This is a genomic window from Thauera sp. SWB20, from assembly GCF_000831325.1.
In the GTDB taxonomy this organism is placed as follows: Bacteria; Pseudomonadota; Gammaproteobacteria; order Burkholderiales; family Rhodocyclaceae; genus Thauera; species Thauera aminoaromatica.
Genome location: NZ_JTDM01000002.1, coordinates 1 through 22,418, shown reverse-complemented (window position 1 = coordinate 22,418; position 22,418 = coordinate 1). Strand labels below are relative to the sequence as shown.

The following is a 22,418-nucleotide window of genomic DNA, read 5'->3' as shown; positions in this document are numbered from 1 at the left end:
CAAGAAAGCACGATATGCGCACACAACCTTCCCCCCTCTCCCGCCCCTGGGTGGCCCTGCTGGCTGCCGTGATCCTGGCCACGACCGCCTCGGCCTGGGCCGATGTCACCGACGACGAGCTGGAACGCGAAAAGCTCGCCCGCATCGCCCATGAGCTGGACAGCGTCAAAGCGCTGGTCAGCGATGCCGAACGCACGGCCCCCACCGGCCAGCGCGTGAAGTTCCGCTACGACTGGCTGCTGCGTGACCTGGAGCTGCTGCGCCAAGGCGTGGCCTCGCATGCCGATGCTCCTCGCCAGCCGCGCCCTGTTGCCCCACTGCGCGGCGACTACCGCCAGTAAAGGCCTCGGATGAAAGGCGCAATGGCCGTTGGCTTTGTCAGTGGCTCAGGCATTGAGCCAAGCCAGCTTCGGACTGTGATGCTTTCGATTGCACTGGGGTTTGTTTTTGTATTCGGTGCCTGGGTTTTGACAAAAGTGATTGAGGCACTGAATGATGACCATACAGACAGCGCCAAGATTTTCCGTTCAACGATTTCTCTTGGAATCATTATTTCTTTTCTGACCTACCTTCTATTGAAGAATTGATATTGGAGCCAAAACATGCTTATTACCCCCAAAAATACCACCCGCTGCTTGCAAATCATTATTTTGGGTGTCATGGCATACATGACTATGTCATCTGCTTTCGCAGCATTGCCTGTAATCAATCCACCAACTGGCGGTGGCATCGGTGGTGCTCAAGTTGCGAATAACGATATTCTCGCCATTATTGGTGCATATTTTAAGCAAGGGATAACCATCTTTGCTTATATCCTGGTGGCTATCTCTGGTCTGGTGGTTATCATCGGCTCGATGGTGCGCTGGAGAAAGTATTCGGCAGGCCAGATGGAGCTGGGCGATGTGAAAGAGTATTTGATCAGTGGTGTGATTTTGGTCATCTTTATCGCACTGTTGGCCAAGTGGGGCCTTGATGCAATGGCCTAAAGCTTGTGAAGAAAAACGAATCGCCCCCTATTCAAGAAGGCGTGCGCACGCCATTGACTGACCGAGTCAATGTAGAGCCCCCCATCTTGCACGGCATGGCTGCCAGCGAAGCCAAGTACATCGGAATTGCTGCTGGTTGCCTTGGCTTGCTGGTTGCAGGTCTGTTGCAAGTAATGACAGGACTGGGCACCTTGCTGCTCATCGTTGTCGTCGTCATTCCGCTGGTCGTGTTGTGGTTCAGCTCTCTCTTTCTGATGAAGATTAAGCGGGGTCGTCCAGACGGCTTTTATATCCAGAACATCCATCTTTATCTTGTAGAGAGAAATCTTATGGCACCGAAATTCATCAATCATTTTGATTTTTGGGATTTGGGCCGTTAAAACGGTTGTGCTTGATCACGCTGAGATTTAAAACCAATGAGCAGTCAAAAATTTACGAATGCTTTGGCATCCAGTCATGCGCACAACAAACAGTTGTTGCTTGTGATTCTGGCAATTGTTTTTCTCGCCAGTTTTGGCATTTACTTTGCTTGGCGCCAACCTAAGGCAGTTGATATTCATATTGCTACAGATTTGCGCTCTGGCGATACGATCCGCGTTGTTGATGGTGTTGCACCAATCAATAAATCCAATGTGTACAGCTTTGGTTACTACATCTGGCAGCAAATCAATCGTTGGCAGGCTGATGGAGAAAAAGATTACGGCCAACAGATTTATGCCATGCAGTATTTCCTGACACCCTCCTGCCAGGCGCAGCTCAAAGCAGATTTGAGCAAACGCCATCTGCGCGGTGAATTGCGCAGGCGTACCCGGCACATTACTGAAATCCCCGGATTCCCCTATTCAGAAAACCGTGTGGTTAGCGAAGGCCGTGATGCATGGACAGTGCTGCTGGATATGCAGGTGATGGAAACCTTCGGCGGCTCTGCCGTCAAGGATGTGTTCATTCGCTACCCACTGCGGGTTGTGCGATTTGACGTGGACCGTGAGCGCAACCCCTGGCTGCTGGCATTGGACTGCTTTGGCAGCAATGCCCCTGCCCGCCTCAATCCTGCAGACCTGAATCCAGCAGCTGCAGCCGCCAACTTGAAGGCCCCGCGCCTGCCAGGCACTGTCGCTCCGTCGAGCTTGCCTTCTGACACATCGGTGGATTGATATGCACCAGCAACGATTGATTTGGCTGCTTGCTGCAAGCTTTTGGATGAGCCAGGCCAGCCTGGCGCAACAGGTCCAGCCTCTTGCGGCCACAGACGATGCTCCCGAGCTGATCGGTGGCCAGCCACAAGCATCTTCATCGGTGGACTTGGGACAAACAAACTCGACCGTGCGCCGCTCCACTGCAGCTACTGGCGCCCCAGGCACCACCACCGTGGCCGGCATGAGCCTGCCAGCGCCCTTGGCCACCGCAGGTACGGCACGCGCTGCAGCTGCACGGGCCCAGCTGCGCCCTGTTCCCGCCGCTCCGGTATCCGGACCGATTGAGCGCGCTGTTTTTGCACGTGAACCCGTGCGCGTGAGCCTGGAGGTCGATCAAGAGCGCCTGATCACATTGCCCGCCGATGCACTGCTCCATGTTCCCAACGACATGGATGCCGTGGCACGGATTGAGTCGATTGGCGGCACCATCTATGTGACAGCACTGGTCGCGTTCGAACCCATCCGCATCATTGCCGAGCTGGTGGACAGTGGGCAGCAGATCCCGATTGACCTGGTGGCACAAGCACCAGCCAAAGGTGCAAAGCGCAGCAGCGCACGCGAGCTGCAGGTTGCGGTGATGGAGCCTGCATCCGTGCCCAACCCCACGGTCTCTCCCGCCCCTGAACCACCTCCCGTCGACATGGTGGAGCTGACCCGGCATGCAGCGCGCCAGCTCTATGCGCCGCGCCGTCTGGCTGTGGCCACTGCGGGCGTGACCCAGGTTGCGGTTCAAACCAATCCCATCCCGGGCCTGCTGCGCGGCACCAGCGTTGAAGCCGTCCCGCTGGGCCAATGGCGCTCCGCGAACCTGTCAGTGACAGCAGTGCGCATCACCAACCTGTCCCGGTTCGCACTGGAAATCCCCCTGGAGCAAGTGCGCGGCCGCTGGATTGCCGCGACTGCCCAGCACGGCCGGATCGGGCCTGCAGGATCTGATACCGACACCACGGCGATCTACCTGGTGTGCGAGCGCTCTTTTGAGTCTTGCTTGTAGGAGTGACCGATGGCTGTTAAATCCAACAAGCTTTTGCCAGTGGCAGGTGGCGCAGTTGTGCTGCTCATCGTCGCCATTTTTATGCAAAGCGGCGCTAAGCAAGATGGTGCTGCGCCGATGGAGCAAGTGCCCTTGCCCACCACCGTCGGGGCTGACCAGGACACACCAGACGAGACCTTGGCCACCGTGGTGCAAACCAACCGTGAGTTGCGCCAGGACGTACAGGAGGTCTTGCGGATCAACCAAGAGCTGCGCGAAAAGCTGGGCTCTGGTGGCAAAGCCAGCAGCAACGTCGACGTGGTGGACGTGGGAGGCCACCAGCCTGCTGCGCCAACGGCTGATCAGCCAGGGCTGACGGACGTGTTCAACAGCGCGTTCAGTACCTTTTCCAGCCTCAACCCTCAATCCAGGACGCACAACCCCGATGCTCAGCACCAGGAGCAGTTGCCCCAGGCCTCTGGCGTTGTGGGCTACAAGGTGCTGCCCCCTATGGGCTATGTGAAGCACACCGAGCGAAATGGCAACCAGGAGGTGACCCAGTACGTGCGACGCACTGGTGCAGCGCCTGCTGAAGGGACGGGTCGAGGCGCTGCGACCCAGGCGGCGGCGGCAGCTGCTCAAGCGCCGCAACCCCCAGCGGCCGAGGCCTACTTCACGCTGCCCGAGAACGCGACGTTGGCTGGTGTGACCACCATGACCAGTCTGATTGGGCGCGTGCCTGTCAATGGCCGTGTCACGGACCCCATGCAGTTCAAAGCCTTGATCGGGCGTGACAACCTGGCTGCCAATGGCTGGGAGCTACCCGAGGATCTGGCCGGCATGGTGGTCACGGGGGTGGCGATTGGTGACATGGCGCTGTCCTGTACCGAGGGCAAGGTCCGCAGCATGACTTTCGTTTTCAACGATGGTGCCATTCGGACCGTGTCCAACCGTCGCAGCGGATCGAGCAGCAGCGCAGGCGCTGCTGGCGGCGACCTGGGCTTCATTTCTGATCTGCACGGCAACCCCTGTATCCAGGGCACCTTCGTGACGAATGCGCCCCGCTACCTCGCGGACATCGTCGGCATCAAGGGGCTTGGAATTGCGGCCGAGGCCCTGGCCCAGGCACAAACCACGATCACCAGCAGTGGCGAGTACAGCCAATCCGCAGTTACAGGTAACGCGGGCAATTACGCCATGGGTCGCATGGGCGCGGCCGCAACCGAGGAGTTGGCCAAATGGCTGACCGAGCGCCTTAAAAGCAGCTTCGATGCGGTCGTGACCCCCAGCGGCCAACAAGTGGTCGTGCATCTGGATCAGGAGATCCACATCGACAAGCCAGCTTCGCCGCGCAAGCTGGTGCACCGCACGCAAACCCCCAACGTCCTGTCTGGAGCACGTTATGGCCTGCAGTAACAGTCCACTGATTCAATCCATTCCTGCCACGCTCTCAGCATGCCTGGTTGCTTTGGCCTTGTCTGGCTGCTCAGTCGTTGGCTCACGTGAGTCGCCCCTCAAGGAGGTGACTGCTGGCAGCCCGACCGTGCTGGACGTGTACCGGGGCAAAGCCCCTGCAGCGCAGCCCGCTGCCAAAGAAACAGCCCGTGACCGTTTGACCCGCGAAGCCGTGATTCGACCCATGGCCCAGGGTGATGAACTGACGCAGCGCTACTGGTCTGCACTGGAGCCTTTGCAGCAGCGCTTTGCCCGTGTGCCCAATCCAGACTTGGTGATGGTGGTCTATCCGCACCTGGCCAAGGGCAAGTATCCCGTGCCAGGCTATGTGACCGTGTTCCCGATGTATGAGCGTGCCGAGTACGCCATGCCTGGCGAGGTGGCCGAGGATCTGCGCAGCAGCCGTCTGGCCCGGGAGGCGCGCCAATGAGCATGATGAACAAGTTCATGGCCATGCTGGGCCTGCAAGACCCCGTGTCCAAAGAGCATCTGCTCGCCGTGGCAGACCGCCGGCGCATGGCATGGCGCCCGCCCTCATTTACGGCCTTGCTGCCTTACGCCAGCTACGCGCCCGACGAGCAAGTGTTCGTGATGGAGGACGGGGTGACTTTTGGGGCTCTGTTTGAGCTGGCGGCCGTAGCCACTGAGGCCCAGCCGATGAGCTACCTGGCTGAGCGGTGCTCCAAAGTGCAGGAGGCCCTGCAGGCCTTGCCTGAAATCGAAGGCGCGCCCTGGATCGTACAGTGTTTCTTGCATGATGACCGCAACATCAGCGGCCTCAACAAGATGCTGGCCGACTACGTGCTGGATCAGCACAAGCAAAACCCTGGCCGTGGCCAGGCTGTCTTGCAGTCGGAATTCACCCAGTCGGTACTCAAAGAGTTTGAAGCCCACTTTGAGCAGGTCTCACGACCCGAGGGCCTGTTTACTGACGAATTGGTCACCGGCCAGGTGTGGCGTGGTCAGCATCGGCGTGTGTACTGCTGCATCTACCGCAGCTTCACCGATTTCAAGACAGGCGATGCCCCTGCGGCGCAGCAAATTGAGTCGGTGGCGAACACGCTGATGGCGACATTGACGGAATCAGGTGTTGGGGTTCGCCGCTGCAATGGCAAGGACTTCTACGACTGGATGCTGCCGTTCTTCAACAGGAACGTGCCATGGGCACCAAGCACCGCGGACTTGCTCAAAACAGCGCCCTACCCTGGTGACACCATGCCGGCTGGCATGTGTGACTGGGACTTGGCCACCTCGTTGACCTTGTCACAGCCGCGCAGTGACAAGAAAGGCGGCTACTGGGAGTTCGATGGGGTGCCTGTGCGCTTCATGACGCTCCAGTCACTGCGCTTGAATCCTTCGATTGGTCACTTCAGTGCGGAGCTGAAGTCTGGCGATGAAGCCTTTGCGCGGTTCGACCGCATGCCGCCAGGCTCCATGCTGTCCATGACGATTGTGATCGAGGCACAGCACACAGTGGAGCGCCACATCCAGCGCATTCGTGACGCTTCGCGTGCGCAAACAGCGGTGGCCATGGAAACCCACCACGAATGTGAGCAGGTGCTCAGGCACATGGTCTCAGGAGACAAGCTGTTCCCGATGTTCATGGGGATCTATCTGACCGGCAAGGATGAGACCGAGCTGGAAAGTGCCATCACCAAAATGAATGCGTTGCTGACGAACACAGGCATGCGCTTCATCGATCCCAAGCATGACCTGGTCCCGCTGGATGCTTTCGTGCGCGGTCTGCCTTTTGCCTTCGATCCGGCATTTGACAGCAAGCACATGCGCCGCCAGCGCTTGACCTTCGCTTCGCAGGCGGCGGCGATCATGCCTGTCTATGGGCGCGCCCGAGGAACGCCACATCCTGGCATGTTCTTCTGGAACCGCGGCGGAGAGCCTTTGCTCATCGATCCGCTGAACAAGCGTGACCGCAAGAAGAACGCGCACATGATCATCATGGGCCCTACGGGTGCAGGTAAGTCGGCCACGCTGAACTACCAGGCTATGTTGACCATGGCCATTCACCGTCCCCGACTGGTGATTGTGGACGCAGGCAAGTCGTTCGACCTGCTGGTCAAGGACATGGCGGCCAAGGGCTTGTCGGTGCATCGGGTCATTCTCAGCATGGAGTGCGAAGAGTCGTTGCCTCCCTTTGTGCATGCACACAAGCTGCTGCAAGACAAGGAGATCATGGAGTCATTCCATGCGGCAGAGCACCAGGCCAAGGTCAATGCAGGGATGGCGCCTGAAGAAGCAGCTGAAGGCAGCAAGCTGATGGAAGTGGTGGACCAGGTCACGGACAAGTCGAGGGAGGAAGGCGACGAAGCGGAAGACGACGAGACCACTGAAAAGCGCGACCTGCTGGGTGAGATGCTGATCGCGGCCATCATGATGATCACCGGCGGCGAGAAGTCTGAGACTGAGCAGCTGCGCCGTGCTGACCGCTACCTCATCAGCCGAGCGATCATCCGCGCCACCATCAAGTCTGCCGAGCGCCAGGCGTTGCACCCACTGACCCAAGACGTGGCCCTGGAGTTGATGGCCATGCATGAAGACCCCACCCTCTCCCCGCACCGTGCGGCGCGGGCCGAGGAGATGGGCCAGTCCATGATGCTGTTCACCCAAGGCCTGCGCGGGCGCCTGTTCAACCGTTACGGCAACGACTGGCCAGATACAGATGTGACCTTGGTGGAAATGGGCACGCTGGTCAACGATGGGTATGGCGATGCGATGGCCGTGGCCTACACCAGCCTGATTGACTCGGTGCAGTCCCGTGGCGAGGCCTTCCAGGCCCAGGATCGGCCCTTGATCATGCTGACCGATGAAGGTCACTTGGTCACGACCAACGAGCTGCTGGGGCCCAAGATTGCCAAGGGCACCAAGATGTGGTGAAAGCTCAACCTCTGGTTCTGGCTGGCCACGCAGAACATGAAGGACTTGCCTGGCAGCATGGACCGCGTGCTGTCCATGTGCGAGTTCTGGATGCTGCTGACCATGGACAAGTCGGAGATTGCCGAGGTCGAACGCTTCCGATCTTTGACGCCGGAGCAGCGCGCCATGATGGAGTCCGCGGTCAAAGAGCCTCCCAAGTACACCGAGGGCGTGCTCATCAGTGCAACGGGCCAATGGCTGTTTCGCAACGTGCCCCCTCCTCTACCGATTGCGCTGGCCATGACAGAAGGCCATGAGAAAGCGCAGCGTCGTCGCCTTATGGAGCAACACAGTTGCTCCGAGGTTGAAGCGGCCTACATGGTGGCCGCAGAGTTGGCAAAGGCTCGGGCATGAGGGCAATCATCGTGATCTGCGCAGTCCTGGCCGCCGGCGTTGTCCAGGCGGCCCAGCCCATGACCGTGGAGGTCTTTGCCAACATGGCCACCATGGTTCCGATGCCTAGCGCTCCTGCCTACCAGCTGCGAGTGTATCGGCTGGATGCCATGACGCTCATCGAGGAGCAGCTCAGCCAGGGCCTGCCAGCGGTCGAGGCTGAGGCCTTGGCCGTGCTGCAGCGCATGGAAGGCGAGATCCGCCGCAAGTACCAGGCGCAGATCATCAATGCCTCCAACGGCATGACCTTGGCCATCCATTACCGGTTGGACCGTCTGCCCGCCGTAGTGATTGACCGCAAGGCCGTGATCTACGGTGTGCCCGATGTGGAGCGTGCCTTGGCAATTTATCAGCAGTCTGCGGGAGGCCGCCCATGATCATCCGTTGGCTCAGCCATTGCTTCGTCACTGCGGCCGCAGCTGCCCTGCTGTGCGCTCCGGCCGCAGCCAGCATCACGACCCCAGGGGTGATCAGCAAGACCGTGGCTGCTGCGCCCTCTTGCTTGAGCTACAGGGTCGAAGGCGTGTGCTTCTTCCTGTACTGCAGCTATGGGTGCCGTATTCGCACCTCCATCAAGATCAGCCACTACGTCCCTGATGTGGTGGTCAGCACCTTCAACGCGCCAACACAGCATCCCTGGAAGGATGTAGGCGCGCCTGTCGCTTCCGCCTTGACCGGAGCAGGATCTACCATCACCGGTCGGCTGCTGGATTCATCGGCAGGAAGCTTGGACGCCGGCAGCGGCCTGGCGACTTTCAAGAGTGCCGACGCGATTGGCAATCCAGCCGGCCAGTTCGCTGCCTTGCTGGCCAGTGGCGGGTCGATGACGCTGCCCACCACCATCGCTGTGCCTTCGGTGACTGAGCTGTCCAAGTTTTCCAGCCAGGGTCTACCTGCTATCGCTCGTAGCTGGGCCAATGTGCCCAGCAGTGTCGCAGACACTGTGGGCAAGGACGCCAAGGCGATGGTGAATGCGCCACAGGCGCTGATGAACAGCGTGTCCTCCGTCATGAAGTCTGTCGAGGGTGTGCGGCAGGCCTTGGACATCGTGGACAGCGTTCAGCAGGTCCAAGGTGCCATCGATGGCGTTCAACAGATCGCAGGCATTGCTTCCAGCATCTCTGGGAGTGGCAGCCTGTTTTGCCCTGGTGGAGCCACAAATTTCGGGCTGCACTTTCAGTCGGAGCTGGACGCTCCGTTTTGGCGAGGCATCTTGCCTGTGGAAATGCTCTACGCCCAATCCTGGGTGCCAGGCCTGGGCGAGGTCGGCAATGGCTACACACAAACTTGGGGCAATGTCTATCCACGCACTGGCGAGCTGTACCAGCCCCATCCGGTCAAAGCTTCGGCCGTGCTGGCTGAACGTGTCGCCTCGATCATCTACAAGTCAGCACAGCCCCACATCTACACGAAAGTCACGCCCACCAGCAGCGGCTATCGCTATTTCAACGCTGGTGAAAAACGCAAGTGGCAGATGTTGTCCCCCATCGCGGCCACCAAATGCGTGAATTTCGGTACCAACGATTCACTGGCTCTGACCTCATGGGGCGATGGCCAGACCGACAGCGCAGACGGCTACGCCTGGAACCTCTGGCAGCAATACACGTGCTGCCGCCGGCGTGGCGCTTACCTCTACTCGATCCCCTGATTCAAAGGCAAACCATGAAAGCACCCACAACTCGCTTGCTGCCTGCTGCTGCCCTGGCCGCGCTGCTGCTCATGCAGCTGGGCGCAGCGTCTTCTGCCCACGCTCAGGCTGTGACCTCATCCGGCCTCTACTACCGCATGGGTGGCGGGGCTCCCACAGGCGGTGCCCCTCACAAAAATGCCCTGGCCACACAGCTGAGCGCTGGAATTCGCACCAACTATTCCTGCGGCAAGTTCGATGTGGGTGCGTCCTGGTCCACCTTGATGAACGGCATCAAGAACCTGGGTGCGACGGTGACAGGCGCCGTACAGGCAGGCATTGCTGCACTGCCGCTGTATGCACTGCAGCGCGCCCAGCCTGGCCTGTACCAGCTGTTCCAAAACTTCAGCCAAAAGGCAGATGTGCTGGTCTCCGCATCTCTCAAAAGCTGCGAAGACATGGAGGCCATGATCAAGACAGGCAAGGACCCTTACGAGGAGTACGTTGCCATGGCCAAGGGTGAAATGTGGAAGGTCAAGGCCTCGACCAATGGCGACGTGGTCCAGGCCAAGTACGACATCAACAAGAACGAGGAAGCTCAGCGCCGCGGCGTTGACTGGGTTTTCGGTGCCAAAGCTGGCGGTGCTGGCACTGCCCCTATCCAGCCGATCCGCGACCTGGCCGTGGCCGGCTACAACGTGACACTCAACAAGTCGGCCAGCACGCTGTCGACCGCCAACTATGGCAGCTCATCGTTGGCTTCGACTCGCCTGGTGCAAGCCTTCCAAACCCCTGAGACCTTGGCCAAGTGGACCACCGAGGTGGTGGGCGATCAGAAGATCTACCTGTGCACGCAAGACGCCAGCTGCCCCAACCCCACATCCACGGTCACTGCCACAGGCTTGGCGCCAAAGTTTGAGCAGGAGCTCGAAGGCGTGCTGCCCTCTATGCGCCGCATGGCCGAAGCCTCATCGAGCAACCACGCCGACTTGGCCAAGATCAGTGCACCAGGCATGGCCGTGAGCCCTCAGCTGATGGATGCGGTGCGTCAACTACCCACAGATGTGCGCGCCGTCGCAGTCAATCGCTTGTCCCAGGAGCTGGCCATGCACAAGGTCATCGACAAGGCCCTGATTGCGCGCAACACGCTGATTTCGGGCATGAGCTTGCCCCAGGCAACAGCCTCGACCGAAGTCAACCGGCAAGCCCAGGAGAAGGTGGACCGGCTCACCCAGTACATCAACGATTTGATGTTTGAGTTCCGCATCCGCAAGGAAATGACCGGGGATACGGCCCTGGCCATCATGAACGGTGCGCTGGGGGCTAACAGCGGCTCCATGGGCACCACTGGCAGCCCTCGCGTTGACCATGCACCACTGTTCGATGGACGTGCCACACCATGAATATCAAGGTCCTGATTCGATGGAGTGGATGGATAGGACTGGGGATCGTCCTTTCCCTGATAAGCGTTCTGTTGATGAACTGGCTCTTGCAAATACCAGCCGAACGCTTGCCACAAGCTTATAGGCAAATGAGTGCCACCTTATCAGTGGGAGCATGGATTCAATCAATCCTCGCCCTAGTGATCGTGATTTATTGGCGAACTATTCTGAATTACGGCCGCGTCAAATCAATCGTTAGAAAGCATGAACATCACAGACTGATTGCAGCCAGGAAAAAGGTGGCAATGATATTGGCAGCATATTTAATTGTTTTCCCGATTGGTCCAGTTCGAACTTTGAATTTCATTTCAAGCCTCTACTAAAATGAAATTAGATAGCTATCTTGAAATTTTCACCACCCTATACGGTTGGGCATTCGCCAATTTGCTTGGTGAGATTATTACTGGAACGGGTTTGGCAGCACTACCCTTCGCGTTGATTGTGTTCAACGCCTGGCGTGAAGCCAAAGAACGCGGTATGGGATTTGATGGTGTCACCGGCCTACTGGAGTCCGTGCAAACCAAACTCATCACAGCTGTGATGGTCATGATGCTCTGCTTTATGAGCTCCCCATGGACATCGCTGAGCAACATTCGTTTGAGCTACGTTCCAACACGCTCTTATGACGGTGAACCACCCAAAGAAGCATCCCTCAATGGTGGCACTGGTTCTGGATACGATGCCGCGATGGCGAATGCCAAAAATGCCGCATTCAGCTCAGAAGGAAATTTGACGTTTGTCCCAATATGGTGGTATTCCATCATGACAATTTCTTCTGGTGTGAACAGCTCGTTCAAGGCTGGTTTCAATAGCTCTGGAGAAGACCTAAGAATGATTCAAGATATGGCTCGTATGGCCACTATCGAGGATTCGCAACTTCTGCATGATATTCAAAGGTTTTACAGCGAATGCTTTGTACCTGCTCGCAGCAAATACTTCAGAACCCCACGAAATGAATTATCTGCAAACGCTCTGCAAATTCTGGACCGCAATAATAAGCCTTATGGGCCAGGTGATGTAGATTGGATAGGTAGCCAGCTCTTTAGAACAGAGCCAGGTTTCTACACAACGATGCGATCTTACAACCCTGTGCCTGGTTGGACCATCGACTTCAGCCGGGACACAGATTACATCCAGACGCCGGCAACTGAAGGTCCAGAGGCTGGCTACGTCAATCCTGATTGGGGCCGCCCAACCTGCAAGCAATGGTGGGAGACAGGCACTACTGGCCTGCGCGACCGAATGGTCAACCACACCAGTATGTGGCAAAGGATGACGAACTTTGCATCTTCTGGCACCACCGAAGATCAGGGTAAAGACTCAGTGGCCAAGCTGGCGTTTCAAAAGGCGAATCCAACTTTTATTAGCCCAGACACAATGCTGGGCAACGACCGTGCGACAAGCACCAAAATATATCAAGCTACGACAGGTTTTGTTAGTTCTATTGGCGTTGGTGTGCAAACCTTGCAAGCCTCGCTGAGCCTAACGGCTTTGCTTAATGCCCTACCTATGGCACAAGCGCTTATTTTGATGGCCCTCTATATGCTATTGCCGCTAATCACATTTATGAGTGGTTACAGCTTAAGTGTCATGTGGCATGGCGCTATAGCAATTTTTACCATCAAATTTTGGACAGTGCTTTGGTTTGTTGCACGCTGGATCGACTCAAACCTTGTGAAATCTATGTACCCCGGCGCTGGAAATAACATGATTTTCCAAGAGCTTGCACAGGTGGCGACAGAAGGCGAGTCGCAGCTCTACAAGCGAATGATTCTGGAAGGGCTGATGATGATGATGTTCATGGGATTTCCATTAATTTGGACAACGCTTGTTGGTTGGATTGGTTTCCACCTTAACGGTCTGAACAACATGACTGAGAAATCTTCAAACTTCTCTAAAAGCGTAGGAAGTTCCTCGGTTGATATTGCAAAAAAGTTTGTGCCTATGAAAATTAAATAATCAGTCTCTGGTGCTGCGTGTTACAGCTTCATATTCAGCAACATTTATTCTCCCTTTCGACAATGCTTCATCAGCCGACATGGTGCCAGCGTAAAAATCACCTTCTTCCTCCTCATGATTGGATGAAGATGAATTACCAGCTGCATGAAGTATGAAAAGAAATGTATTTATTGCAAACTTTAAAGTTCCAACAACAAGAGACCAAAGAAGACTGAATATGGTTTCCATTATTACCACCAAGATGAGGTTTGATTCTGGAGCAGTGCCTTGATCTCAGCAAGACTGGGCGGTCGTAAAGACCCAAACCAAATTGCTACGCAGACAGCTGTGTTCTGCGCGTCAGGCTGATCTACGGGCCTGACCATCCAAAAAAGCGCCGTTGCTGGCTACTCAAGGTTTCATCGTAACGCAAAGCTACAAATTTTCAAGAGTGATGACTAATTTTGGTGCTCTTGTTGTTTGTATTGCACAATACAAAGCATGATCGAACATCCGCCTGCAAACGGTACGTCAACTCTAGCAAGTACCCCGACGAAAGAGACTTACGCGGAGTTGCAGCTTGCCTACGCCCACTTCAACGATCACTTGTTTGATGGAAAGCTACCCCACTGTCTCATCACGCTGCAACGTGAAAAACGGACGGTGGGCTACTTCTCAGCAGCGCGCTTTGCCACTCTCGACGGCCGTACAACGGATGAGATCGCGCTCAATCCCTCGTATTTCGCTGTGGTGCCGATCATCGAGACCCTGCAGACCTTGGTTCACGAAATGGCACACCTTTGGCAAGAGCATTTCGGTAAGCCTGGTCGTGGCCGATACCACAATGAAGAGTGGGCTTCCAAGATGGAGAGCATCGGACTGATGCCCTCATCCACCGGCCAGCCTGGTGGTATGCGAACGGGCGACAGGATGGCCGACTACGCAATTCAAAACGGCCGCTTTCTACAAGCTTGCGATGCGTTGTTGACCCAGCACTTTCAGCTCAGCTGGTATGACCGCTTCCCGTCTGAGGAGCATGTTCGACTGGGCGCACAAAGCATGGCCACGCAGATTGACGCACGGCATGGCACCACGGTTCCAATCGCTACGAATGTGGCGCTGGCAAATGCTGTTCATCCAGGTGGAAGCGTTCGATCTGCTTTACTGGCAACAGCCGATGGTGACAGGCCTTCACTGGTGAATAAATCCAATCGCATCAAATACACATGCAGCGGCTGTGCGAAATTCAGTGTTTGGGGGAAACCAGAAATTGAATTGATCTGTGGGAAATGCAAATCGAAATTTGTTCCAGTTTGATTATTAGCAGAAAATCCACTCGACGTTCGCACAACAAAATCTCTGGTGCATTGCATCCAAAAATCACCGGCGATTCGTATCAAAGACAACCACTTCTAGCGTGTAGTTGCCTGGCAAATCTAAGTTAGCTGTGAATCTAGCCTGATGTGCAACGGCTGCCGTCCACCACGGATTCAGTGTGACTGACCGTCAACGGTCATCTATCTGTCGTTCAATTAATTCTCCGTTCGATAGATTGAGCAATCAGAGGTGGATACAGACCTCACACACGTGCCTACCCATAAGGTAAAAATCCGCTTTCGTTTTCGTTTACTTTCAGTGGTTTCCCCACAAATGGGAAAGCCCGTTGTGGACAGGCATTTCGTTCACAGACCTTGCAGCCCATCCCAATAGGTGTGGCAGCCTCCAGATTACGTAAGTCCAGCCCCTTGGAGTAGACCAGCCGAGCAGCATGTTGCAAGTCACAGCCCAGGCCTATAGAGAAGGTCTTGCCCGGTGCACCCCAACCCGGGCCTGCGCGGCTGATGGTGCGCGCAATCCATAGATACACACGCCCATCTGGCATGCTAGCCAGTTGCGGAACGATGCGGCCTGGCTGAGCAAACGCTTCGTATACACCCCACAGCGGACAAGTGCCTCCTGTCTTGGAAAAGTGAAAATGCGTGGCCGACTGGCGCTTGCTGATATTGCCTGCCCGATCGACTCGGATGAAGAAAAATGGCACGCCCGGTGCTTCGGCACGTTGCAAGGTAGAGAGGCGGTGGCACACGGTTTCGAACCCCACGCCAAAGCGACGCGCGAGTAAATCGATGTCGTACTGCAGGCTTTCCGCCGCCTGTAAAAATTCTCCATAAGGAAGCACAAACGCTCCAGCCACATAGTTGGCCAGTCCCATGCGCGCGAGGCGCCGTGTGGCTTCGTTCTGCCAATGGGTGGATTGCAGCGCGTCTTCAATTAGGCCGTCAAACTCCAGCAGTGCCAGTTGCGTCGCCAACTGAAAGGCTTGCTGGGCCGGGCGCAACTGCGGGGCCACATACAACGTTCGCGTGGCCGAATCAAACCGGCGATGGCTGTGCGCCGCACCATGTACCTCCTGTCCGCCACGCAGCACCAACACTTGATGTCGTTCCTGTAAGCGAAGCTGCAGCCATTCCTGCAAACCACTTCCCTGGGATCTTGGTTGCTCCTTGGCCTGCACGGCCAGGGTTTCCGCAGCACGGTCCAGCGCATCAAAGTGGTTGCGATGGGCAAAGAAAAAATCGCGCACCGCTTCAAACGGCATCTGGCGAGCGGGCTCGGCCAGCAACTGGCCAGAGTTACCTGCCTCCTCGGAGTCTCCCAGGGCTGAACGGTCATCTCCCAAACGCAGCGTCAACGCTTCGAGCCGCTCGGCATCGGCCAGATGGCGCTGGTGCATGGTCAGCAAGGCCTGCGCAAGGTGTGGCAGTTTGGAAGCGAGCTCACGCAGCTCGGGCAGTGGCACAGCGGCTGCGGCCTGCGGCATCGCCGCGAGCGCATCCCGCAACTGGGCCAGCAGCCGCGCCTCTTCATCTTCCGAAAACTGCTGGATGTCAACACCCAGCACGCGGTGAATCTTGAGCAGCACCGAGACAGTCAGCGGACGCTGGTCCTGCTCGATCTGGTTCAGATAGCTCGGCGACAGCTCCAGTGCCTGAGCCAACGCTGCCTGGGTCATGCCGCGCTCGGCACGCAGGCTGCGCAGGCGCACGCCCATGAAAGTCTTGGCCACGGTAATTGCTCCTTGTGTGACTCGCAAAATTTGCAAACTTCGCAAATCAACTGCTTTTGCTTCGCAATGATTCGCCAATTCAGTTCTATCAGACTGAAGTGCAAATGCGTAGATTGCGAAGTATGGCAGATCATCGCAGGCACAAAACGGCTTGATCGGCCTTCCCCACATTTCCGGAGACACGCATGACTACCGTTGCTACCCCCACTGTTCCATCACCCTCCCCCGGCGCATTCAAGCCCAAGAAATCTGTGGCCCTGTCCGGCGTGACAGCCGGCAATACCGCGCTGTGCACCGTTGGCAAGACCGGCAACGATCTGCACTACCGTGGTTACGACATTCTGGACATTGCCGAGGTCTGCGAATTTGAAGAAATCGCCCACTTGCTGGTGCATGGCAAGCTGCCGACACGGGCTGAACTGAAGGCCTACAAAAGCAAGCTCAAAGCCTTGCGCGGCTTGCCCACCAGCGTGAAGACGGCACTGGAGCAACTGCCCGCAGCCAGCCACCCCATGGATGTGATGCGCACTGGTGTGTCGGCTCTGGGCTGCGCGCTGCCCGAGAAGGACGATCACAACCTGCCCGGTGCACGCGACATTGCTGACCGCCTGATGGCATCGCTGGGCTCCATGCTGCTGTACTGGTACCACTTCAGCAACTCTGGCCGCCGCATTGAGGTGGAGACCGATGACGACTCCATCGGTGGTCACTTCCTACACCTGCTGCACGGCGTCTCACCTTCGGACAGCTGGGTGCGCGCCATGCACACCTCGCTGAACCTGTATGCCGAGCACGAGTTCAACGCCTCTACTTTCACCGCCCGCGTGGTGGCCGGCACAGGCAGCGATATGTATTCGGCCATCACCGGTGCCATCGGTGCACTGCGCGGACCCAAGCACGGCGGCGCCAACGAAGTGGCTTTCGAGATCCAAAAGCGCTACGACAACCCCACTGAAGCCGAGGCTGATATCCGTCGTCGCGTGGATGCCAAGGAAGTGGTGATCGGCTTCGGTCACCCCGTCTACACAGTGAGCGATCCGCGCAACGTAGTGATCAAGGGCGTGGCCAAGCAGCTGTCTGACGAAGCCGGCAGCACCAAGATGTACGACATCGCAGAGCGCCTGGAGTCTGTGATGTGGCAAGTCAAAAACATGTTCCCCAACCTGGACTGGTTCAGCGCCGTCAGCTATCACATGATGGGCGTTCCCACTGCCATGTTTACACCGCTGTTTGTGATCGCCCGCACCAGCGGCTGGTCGGCCCACATTATCGAGCAGCGCCAGGACAACAAGATCATCCGCCCCAGCGCCAACTACACCGGCCCGGACGATCTGCAGTTTGTTCCCATCGACGAACGCCAGTAATCACGGCCTCTGGCAAGAACAATCGGTATGACTTGTCCCGAACACCACACCATGCAACCCCATTCCCTTTGCATTGCGATTGCTGACAAGCTCCGCGAGCGCATTCTGACCCACCAAATGCCTCCGGGCAGCTATGTGAATGACGGCGCGTTGGCCCTGGAATTCGGCATCAGTCGTACCCCCGTGCGCGAGGCCATGAAACTGCTGTGCCATGAAGGCCTGCTCACCGCCCAGGTGCGCCGTGGCATGACGGTCACCCAGCTCACAGCCGCCCAGGTGACCGAGGCTCAGCAGTTGTGTACTTTGCTGGAGCAGCACCTGGTCACCCTGGCTCGCAGCGCTCCTGGTGCTTGCCAGGAGCTGACCCATGCCATGCATGCCATGGCGCAGGCCAAGCTACGCCTTGCCTCGGGCTCTTCAAAGGCCCACCCGCCTTATGCCGCGCCTGCCCAGAGCGTGGCTTAAACCACCGCGCTCAGCTTTTTGTCCGTACCTGAACGCTCTTACTGCACAACAACAATGACGACCCCTCAGAGCCCCAACACCGCACATCACGCTTACCGCAAGCCCCTGCCCGGTACCACCTTGCACTACTTTGACGCGCAACCCGCTGTCGATGCCATCCGTCCTGGCGCCTGGGCCAGGCTGCCCTATACCAGCCGTGTGCATGCCGAAAACCTAGTGCGCCGCTGCGACCCGGCCATCCTCACCGAATGCCTGACGCAAATCGTCGAGCGCAAACGCGAGCGCGACTTTCCCTGGTTCCCGGCCCGTGTGGTCTGTCACGACATCCTTGGGCAGACGGCGCTGGTCGATCTGGCCGGTCTGCGCGATGCGATTGCCGAGCAGGGTGGCAACCCCGCAGCGGTAAACCCAGTGGTGCCCGTGCAGCTGATCGTGGACCACTCGTTGGCAGTGGAGTGCGGCGGCTATGACCCGCAGGCTTTCGAGAAAAACCGCGCCATTGAAGACCGCCGCAACGAGGATCGTTTTCACTTCATCGACTGGTGCAAGCGCTCGTTTAAGAATGTCGATGTGATTACGCCCGGCAACGGCATCATGCACCAGATCAATCTGGAGCGGATGAGTCCTGTGATTCATGCTATCAATGGTGAAGCATATCCCGACACCCTGGTGGGCACGGACAGCCACACGCCGCACGTGGACGCACTGGGTGTGATCGCAGTGGGTGTGGGTGGTCTCGAGGCCGAAAACGTGATGCTGGGCCGCGCATCGTGGATGCGCCTGCCCGAAATCGTGGGCGTGCAGCTTACTGGCAAACGCCAGTCGGGGATCACAGCTACCGACATCGTGCTGGCCCTGACCCAGTTCCTGCGTCAGCAAAAAGTGGTGGGCGGTTATCTGGAATTCTTTGGCGAAGGCGCACGCAGGCTGACTATTGGCGACCGCGCCACTATCTCTAATATGGCCCCTGAATATGGCGCCACGGCTGCCATGTTTGCCATTGACGAGCAAACCATCGACTACCTCAAGCTCACTGGCCGCGAACCTGCACAGGTGCAACTGGTGGAGACCTATGCCAAGCAGGCAGGTCTTTGGGCCGATAGCCTGGAGCACGCCGAGTACGAACGCACGCTGAGCTTTGACCTGTCCACCGTGGTGCGCAATATGGCAGGGCCATCCAATCCGCATGCACGCCTGGCCACCAGCGATCTTGCCGCCAAGGGTATTGCCGGTGAATGGACTCAGCAAGAAGGCCAGATGCCCGATGGCGCCGTCATCATTGCTGCCATCACCAGCTGCACAAACACCAGCAACCCACGCAATGTGATCGCCGCAGGCCTGCTGGCACGCAATGCCCGCAATCTGGGCCTGGCACGCAAACCCTGGGTCAAATCGTCGCTGGCCCCCGGCTCCAAAACTGTGCCACTGTACCTGGAGCAAGCCGGACTGCTGCACGACCTCGAAGCCCTAGGGTTTGGCGTCGTAGGATTTGCGTGCACTACCTGCAACGGCATGAGCGGAGCGCTGGACCCAGTCATCCAACAGGAGATCATTGACCGTGACTTGTACACAACGGCCGTGCTCTCTGGTAATCGCAACTTCGACGGCCGCATCCACCCCTATGCCAAGCAGGCCTTCCTGGCTTCGCCCCCGCTAGTGGTGGCTTACGCCATTGCGGGCACCATCCGTTTCGACATTGAAAACGATGTACTCGGCACCTTCCAAGGCCGCGAGATTTGCCTCAAGGACATCTGGCCCAGCGATGAGGAAATCGATGCTGTAGCCAAAGCCGCCGTGCAGCCCGAGCAGTTCCGCAAGGTCTACGAGCCCATGTTTGCCATCCACGCCGACAACGGCGAGCAGGTGAAAGCGCTGTACGGCTGGCGCCCGCAAAGCACCTACATCCGCCGCCCTCCTTACTGGGAAGGCGCACTGGCGGGCGAGCGCACGCTACGTGGCATGCGCCCGCTGGCCATCCTGCCAGACAACATCACTACTGATCACCTCTCGCCATCCAACGCCATCATGATGGACAGCGCCGCCGGTGAATACCTGCACAAGATGGGCTTGCCCGAGGAGGACTTCAACTCCTACGCCACCCACCGCGGTGATCACCTAACGGCCCAGCGCGCCACCTTTGCTAATCCCAAGCTATTCAATGAAATGGTGGTGGACGGCAGCGGTAATGTGCGCCAGGGGTCTTTGGCCCGTGTCGAGCCCGAAGGCCAGGTCATGCGCATGTGGGAAGCGATCGAGACCTATATGGACCGTAAGCAGCCGCTGATCATCATCGCTGGCGCCGACTATGGCCAGGGCTCTAGCCGCGACTGGGCCGCCAAGGGCGTGCGCCTGGCCGGTGTGGAAGCGATTGCGGCCGAAGGCTTTGAGCGTATCCACCGCACCAACCTGATCGGTATGGGCGTGCTGCCGCTGGAGTTCCTGCCAGGCACCACCCGCCACACCCTGGGGCTGGATGGCACTGAAACCTTTGATGTCATCGGTCAGCGCAAGCCTCGCGCCGAGCTGACGCTGCATATCTACCGCACCACCGGTGCCCGCACCGAAGTGCCCGTACTCTGCCGCCTGGACACGGCCGAAGAAGTCAGCATCTACGAAGCTGGTGGCGTACTCCAGCGATTTGCGCAGGATTTTTTGGCGGAAAACTCTGAACCCAAAGTGCTTGAACCCCAAGTCTGATGTTCGCAGACAGCTATCAAAGGCACGATAACTGTCTGCCAGAGCACCTCGAAGTCATTCAGAAAGCAATAGACAAATGAGTGAAAGCAAGCGGTTTGCGCCGCAAATCAAGATTGCCGCAACCTATATGCGTGGCGGCACCAGCAAAGGCGTGTTCTTCAAGCTACAGGACCTGCCCGAAGCCGCCCAGCAGCCAGGCGCCGTGCGCGACGCGATTTTTCTGCGCGCGCTGGGTAGCCCCGACCCCTACGTCAAGCAGATCGATGGCATGGGTAACGCATCGTCTTCGACCAGTAAAGGCGTGATCCTGTCCAAAAGCAGCCGCAATGGCCACGATGTGGACTACCTATTCGGCCAGGTTGCCATCGACAAGGCCTTTGTGGATTGGAGCGGCAACTGCGGCAACCTGAGCGCCGCCGTGGGCCCTTGCGCCATCCATATGGGCCTGATCGATGCCACCAAGATTCCGCACAACGGCGTTGCCACCATCCGCATCTGGCAGGCCAATATCTGCAAGACTATCGTTGCCCATGTGCAGATCACCGACGGCCAGATTCAAGAAACCGGTGACTTTGAGCTGGACGGAGTGACCTTCCCGGCCGCCGAAGTACCGTTGGAGTTTCTGGACCCTGTCGACGATAGCGAGGATGGCGGCGCCATGTTCCCCACCGGCAATCTGGTGGATCAGCTCGATGTGCCTGGCATCGGCAGCTTTGCCGCCACCATGATCAACGCTGGCATCCCCACCATCTTCCTGAACGCACAGGATCTGGGCTACACGGGCTGCGAGCTGCAGGACGCCATCAACAACGATGCCGAAGCTCTGGCCAAGTTTGAAACCATCCGCGTCCACGGCGCCATTCGCTTGGGCTTGATTCAGGAACTGAGCCAGGCCACCACGCGCCAGCACACGCCCAAGATCGCCTTTGTCGCACCCGCCCAAAGCTACACCGCATCCAGCGGCAAGGCGATTGCAGCCCATGACATCGACTTGGTCGTGCGTGCACTCTCGATGGGCAAGCTACACCACGCCATGATGGGCACAGCTGCCGTAGCGATTGGCACCGCTGCTGCCGTGCCCGGCACCTTGGTCAATCTGGCTGCCGGTGGCGGTCAGCGCAATGCTGTGCGCTTCGGTCACCCCAGCGGCACGCTGCGCGTGGGCGCCGAAGCCAAGCTTGTGGCCGGCCAATGGCAGGTGACCAAGGCCTTGATGAGCCGCAGCGCCCGCATTCTGATGGAGGGCTGGATTCGAGTTCCGGGCGAAGTGCTGGACGCCAAATAAATACCCAATCAGGCTGCAACGCCTGCTGATGAATCACAGGCAGCTATCAAAAACGTGAACAGAAACAGATGATGAATTCCAAGCAAAAACTCAACGCCTTGGCTGATGCCCGTCGCGGCGTTCTGGTGCCCGGCGCTTTCAACGCCATGTCTGCCAAGCTGATTGCCGACCTTGGTTTTGAAGCCATTTATGTGACCGGCGCCGGCGTCACCAATATGTGGTTTGGCATGCCCGACCAAGGATTTATGGGGCTGACTGATATCGCCGACCACACGGCCCGCATCCGCGACGCCGTAGATGTGCCGCTGCTGGTCGATGCAGACACCGGATTTGGCAACGCCGTCAACACCTACAACGCCGTGCGCACGCTGGAGCGCGCCGGGGCCGACTGCATTCAGCTGGAGGACCAGGTTTCGCCCAAGCGCTGTGGCCACTTCAACGGTAAGGCCGTGATCGAAACCAGCGAGATGCTGGGCAAGATGGGGTCGTCTCAGAAAACGGAAAATAAAGCACGCTAAGCGTGCGTGGAGGCTGGCACCCAGCGGTACAGCGTCGGAATGGACACGCCGAGGTTCTTGGCCACGTCCTTGGGCGGCACC

23 protein-coding genes are annotated in these 22,418 nt (G+C 57.9%); 21 read left to right on the top strand and 2 right to left on the bottom strand.

Annotation, left to right across the window (positions count from 1 at the left end; genetic code table 11):
* Positions 1-14: 14 nt before the first annotated feature.
* The 15 genes from PO78_RS00170 to PO78_RS00120 are packed head-to-tail and all read left to right on the top strand — an operon-like array spanning position 15 to position 12,962.
* Positions 15-341, top strand: a complete 327-nt coding sequence (locus PO78_RS00170; RefSeq protein ID WP_043741104.1) for an integrative conjugative element protein, RAQPRD family — start codon at positions 15-17, stop codon at positions 339-341.
* A gap of 9 nt (positions 342-350) precedes the next feature.
* On the top strand, positions 351-587 hold the full coding sequence (locus tag PO78_RS22020) for a TIGR03758 family integrating conjugative element protein (RefSeq protein ID WP_082047656.1): 237 nt from the start codon (positions 351-353) through the stop codon (positions 585-587).
* Between the two features lie 15 nt (positions 588-602).
* Positions 603-986 carry a DUF2976 domain-containing protein gene (locus PO78_RS00165; RefSeq protein ID WP_052484321.1) on the top strand — a complete coding sequence of 128 codons (384 nt, stop codon included), beginning with the start codon at positions 603-605 and terminating at the stop codon, positions 984-986.
* Positions 987-991: 5 nt separating this feature from the next.
* Positions 992-1,366: a TIGR03750 family conjugal transfer protein gene (locus tag PO78_RS00160; RefSeq protein WP_043741165.1), complete on the top strand. Its 375-nt coding sequence runs from the start codon at positions 992-994 to the stop codon at positions 1,364-1,366.
* Positions 1,367-1,402: 36 nt separating this feature from the next.
* Positions 1,403-2,140, top strand: a complete 738-nt coding sequence (locus PO78_RS22015) for a PFL_4703 family integrating conjugative element protein (RefSeq protein ID WP_082047655.1) — start codon at positions 1,403-1,405, stop codon at positions 2,138-2,140.
* Between the two features lies 1 nt (position 2,141).
* Positions 2,142-3,176 (top strand): TIGR03749 family integrating conjugative element protein, encoded by a 1,035-nt coding sequence (locus PO78_RS00155; protein WP_043741102.1) that lies wholly within the window; start codon positions 2,142-2,144, stop codon positions 3,174-3,176.
* 9 nt (positions 3,177-3,185) lie between these two features.
* Positions 3,186-4,571, top strand: coding sequence for a TIGR03752 family integrating conjugative element protein (locus tag PO78_RS00150; protein ID WP_043741098.1), 1,386 nt, complete (start codon positions 3,186-3,188; stop codon positions 4,569-4,571).
* Positions 4,558-5,040: a TIGR03751 family conjugal transfer lipoprotein gene (locus PO78_RS00145; RefSeq protein ID WP_043741095.1), complete on the top strand. Its 483-nt coding sequence runs from the start codon at positions 4,558-4,560 to the stop codon at positions 5,038-5,040. Before PO78_RS00150 ends, PO78_RS00145 begins: the two co-directional genes overlap by 14 nt.
* Complete coding sequence (locus PO78_RS00140; RefSeq protein WP_197068703.1) at positions 5,037-7,502, top strand: conjugative transfer ATPase; 2,466 nt, start codon at positions 5,037-5,039, stop codon at positions 7,500-7,502. Before PO78_RS00145 ends, PO78_RS00140 begins: the two co-directional genes overlap by 4 nt.
* A gap of 36 nt (positions 7,503-7,538) precedes the next feature.
* Positions 7,539-7,895, top strand: coding sequence for a hypothetical protein (locus PO78_RS23080; protein ID WP_231570572.1), 357 nt, complete (start codon positions 7,539-7,541; stop codon positions 7,893-7,895).
* A complete protein-coding gene (locus PO78_RS00135) occupies positions 7,892-8,311 on the top strand; it encodes a TIGR03757 family integrating conjugative element protein (RefSeq protein WP_043741092.1) in 420 nt (139 codons plus the stop codon). Before PO78_RS23080 ends, PO78_RS00135 begins: the two co-directional genes overlap by 4 nt.
* Entirely contained in the window at positions 8,308-9,582 is a 1,275-nt protein-coding gene (locus tag PO78_RS00130) for a TraU family protein (protein ID WP_082047654.1), read from the top strand. The genes PO78_RS00135 and PO78_RS00130 overlap by 4 nt, the downstream gene beginning before the upstream one ends.
* 14 nt (positions 9,583-9,596) lie before the next feature.
* Positions 9,597-10,964, top strand: a complete 1,368-nt coding sequence (locus PO78_RS00125) for an integrating conjugative element protein (protein WP_082047653.1) — start codon at positions 9,597-9,599, stop codon at positions 10,962-10,964.
* On the top strand, positions 10,961-11,326 hold the full coding sequence (locus PO78_RS22645) for a hypothetical protein (protein ID WP_156147736.1): 366 nt from the start codon (positions 10,961-10,963) through the stop codon (positions 11,324-11,326). Before PO78_RS00125 ends, PO78_RS22645 begins: the two co-directional genes overlap by 4 nt.
* A 1-nt stretch (position 11,327) precedes the next feature.
* Positions 11,328-12,962 (top strand): conjugal transfer protein TraG N-terminal domain-containing protein, encoded by a 1,635-nt coding sequence (locus PO78_RS00120; protein ID WP_052484318.1) that lies wholly within the window; start codon positions 11,328-11,330, stop codon positions 12,960-12,962.
* On the opposite strand, the gene PO78_RS22640 is transcribed toward PO78_RS00120, so the two are convergent.
* Positions 12,963-13,190, bottom strand: coding sequence for a hypothetical protein (locus PO78_RS22640; RefSeq protein WP_156147735.1), 228 nt, complete (start codon positions 13,188-13,190; stop codon positions 12,963-12,965). It abuts the gene before it with no gap.
* A 252-nt stretch (positions 13,191-13,442) separates the two neighbouring features.
* On the opposite strand from PO78_RS22640, the gene PO78_RS22010 reads away from it, so the two are divergent.
* On the top strand, positions 13,443-14,258 hold the full coding sequence (locus PO78_RS22010) for a SprT-like domain-containing protein (RefSeq protein WP_082047652.1): 816 nt from the start codon (positions 13,443-13,445) through the stop codon (positions 14,256-14,258).
* 274 nt (positions 14,259-14,532) lie between these two features.
* Here the strand turns inward: PO78_RS22010 and PO78_RS00115 are convergent, their stop codons facing one another.
* Positions 14,533-16,008: a short-chain fatty acyl-CoA regulator family protein gene (locus PO78_RS00115; protein WP_043741089.1), complete on the bottom strand. Its 1,476-nt coding sequence runs from the start codon at positions 16,006-16,008 to the stop codon at positions 14,533-14,535.
* Positions 16,009-16,193: 185 nt separating this feature from the next.
* Here PO78_RS00115 and prpC point away from each other — a divergent pair, with 185 nt between their 5' ends.
* The 5 genes from prpC (at position 16,194) to PO78_RS00090 (ending at position 22,337) form a co-directional block, all read left to right on the top strand.
* A complete protein-coding gene (gene prpC, locus PO78_RS00110; protein ID WP_043741086.1) occupies positions 16,194-17,372 on the top strand; it encodes a bifunctional 2-methylcitrate synthase/citrate synthase in 1,179 nt (392 codons plus the stop codon).
* A 51-nt stretch (positions 17,373-17,423) separates the two neighbouring features.
* A complete protein-coding gene (locus tag PO78_RS00105) occupies positions 17,424-17,837 on the top strand; it encodes a GntR family transcriptional regulator (RefSeq protein ID WP_156147734.1) in 414 nt (137 codons plus the stop codon).
* 54 nt (positions 17,838-17,891) lie between these two features.
* Positions 17,892-20,534, top strand: coding sequence for a Fe/S-dependent 2-methylisocitrate dehydratase AcnD (acnD, locus tag PO78_RS00100; protein ID WP_043741080.1), 2,643 nt, complete (start codon positions 17,892-17,894; stop codon positions 20,532-20,534).
* Positions 20,535-20,610: 76 nt separating this feature from the next.
* Entirely contained in the window at positions 20,611-21,819 is a 1,209-nt protein-coding gene (prpF, locus tag PO78_RS00095; protein WP_043741078.1) for a 2-methylaconitate cis-trans isomerase PrpF, read from the top strand.
* Between the two features lie 68 nt (positions 21,820-21,887).
* Entirely contained in the window at positions 21,888-22,337 is a 450-nt protein-coding gene (locus PO78_RS00090; RefSeq protein ID WP_231570571.1) for an isocitrate lyase/PEP mutase family protein, read from the top strand.
* The last annotated feature ends 81 nt before the right edge of the window (positions 22,338-22,418 follow it).

Excerpts from the sequence above, each read along its gene's own strand:
- PO78_RS00130 (WP_082047654.1), top strand. The coding sequence starts at position 8,308 with ATGATCATCCGTTGGCTCAGCCATTGCTTCGTCACTGCGGCCGCAGCT.
- PO78_RS00140 (WP_197068703.1), top strand. The coding sequence starts at position 5,037 with ATGAGCATGATGAACAAGTTCATGGCCATGCTGGGCCTGCAAGACCCC.
- PO78_RS00120 (WP_052484318.1), top strand. The coding sequence starts at position 11,328 with ATGAAATTAGATAGCTATCTTGAAATTTTCACCACCCTATACGGTTGG.
- PO78_RS22015 (WP_082047655.1), top strand. The coding sequence starts at position 1,403 with ATGAGCAGTCAAAAATTTACGAATGCTTTGGCATCCAGTCATGCGCAC.
- PO78_RS00145 (WP_043741095.1), top strand. The coding sequence starts at position 4,558 with ATGGCCTGCAGTAACAGTCCACTGATTCAATCCATTCCTGCCACGCTC.
- PO78_RS00165 (WP_052484321.1), top strand. The coding sequence starts at position 603 with ATGCTTATTACCCCCAAAAATACCACCCGCTGCTTGCAAATCATTATT.
- PO78_RS00135 (WP_043741092.1), top strand. The coding sequence starts at position 7,892 with ATGAGGGCAATCATCGTGATCTGCGCAGTCCTGGCCGCCGGCGTTGTC.
- PO78_RS00125 (WP_082047653.1), top strand. The coding sequence starts at position 9,597 with ATGAAAGCACCCACAACTCGCTTGCTGCCTGCTGCTGCCCTGGCCGCG.
- PO78_RS00155 (WP_043741102.1), top strand. The coding sequence starts at position 2,142 with ATGCACCAGCAACGATTGATTTGGCTGCTTGCTGCAAGCTTTTGGATG.
- PO78_RS00170 (WP_043741104.1), top strand. The coding sequence starts at position 15 with ATGCGCACACAACCTTCCCCCCTCTCCCGCCCCTGGGTGGCCCTGCTG.
- PO78_RS22010 (WP_082047652.1), top strand. The coding sequence starts at position 13,443 with ATGATCGAACATCCGCCTGCAAACGGTACGTCAACTCTAGCAAGTACC.
- PO78_RS00105 (WP_156147734.1), top strand. The coding sequence starts at position 17,424 with ATGCAACCCCATTCCCTTTGCATTGCGATTGCTGACAAGCTCCGCGAG.
- PO78_RS00090 (WP_231570571.1), top strand. The coding sequence starts at position 21,888 with ATGATGAATTCCAAGCAAAAACTCAACGCCTTGGCTGATGCCCGTCGC.
- acnD (WP_043741080.1), top strand. The coding sequence starts at position 17,892 with ATGACGACCCCTCAGAGCCCCAACACCGCACATCACGCTTACCGCAAG.
- PO78_RS23080 (WP_231570572.1), top strand. The coding sequence starts at position 7,539 with ATGAAGGACTTGCCTGGCAGCATGGACCGCGTGCTGTCCATGTGCGAG.
- PO78_RS22645 (WP_156147736.1), top strand. The coding sequence starts at position 10,961 with ATGAATATCAAGGTCCTGATTCGATGGAGTGGATGGATAGGACTGGGG.
- PO78_RS00150 (WP_043741098.1), top strand. The coding sequence starts at position 3,186 with ATGGCTGTTAAATCCAACAAGCTTTTGCCAGTGGCAGGTGGCGCAGTT.
- PO78_RS22640 (WP_156147735.1), bottom strand. The coding sequence starts at position 13,190 with ATGGAAACCATATTCAGTCTTCTTTGGTCTCTTGTTGTTGGAACTTTA.
- PO78_RS22020 (WP_082047656.1), top strand. The coding sequence starts at position 351 with ATGAAAGGCGCAATGGCCGTTGGCTTTGTCAGTGGCTCAGGCATTGAG.
- prpF (WP_043741078.1), top strand. The coding sequence starts at position 20,611 with ATGAGTGAAAGCAAGCGGTTTGCGCCGCAAATCAAGATTGCCGCAACC.
- prpC (WP_043741086.1), top strand. The coding sequence starts at position 16,194 with ATGACTACCGTTGCTACCCCCACTGTTCCATCACCCTCCCCCGGCGCA.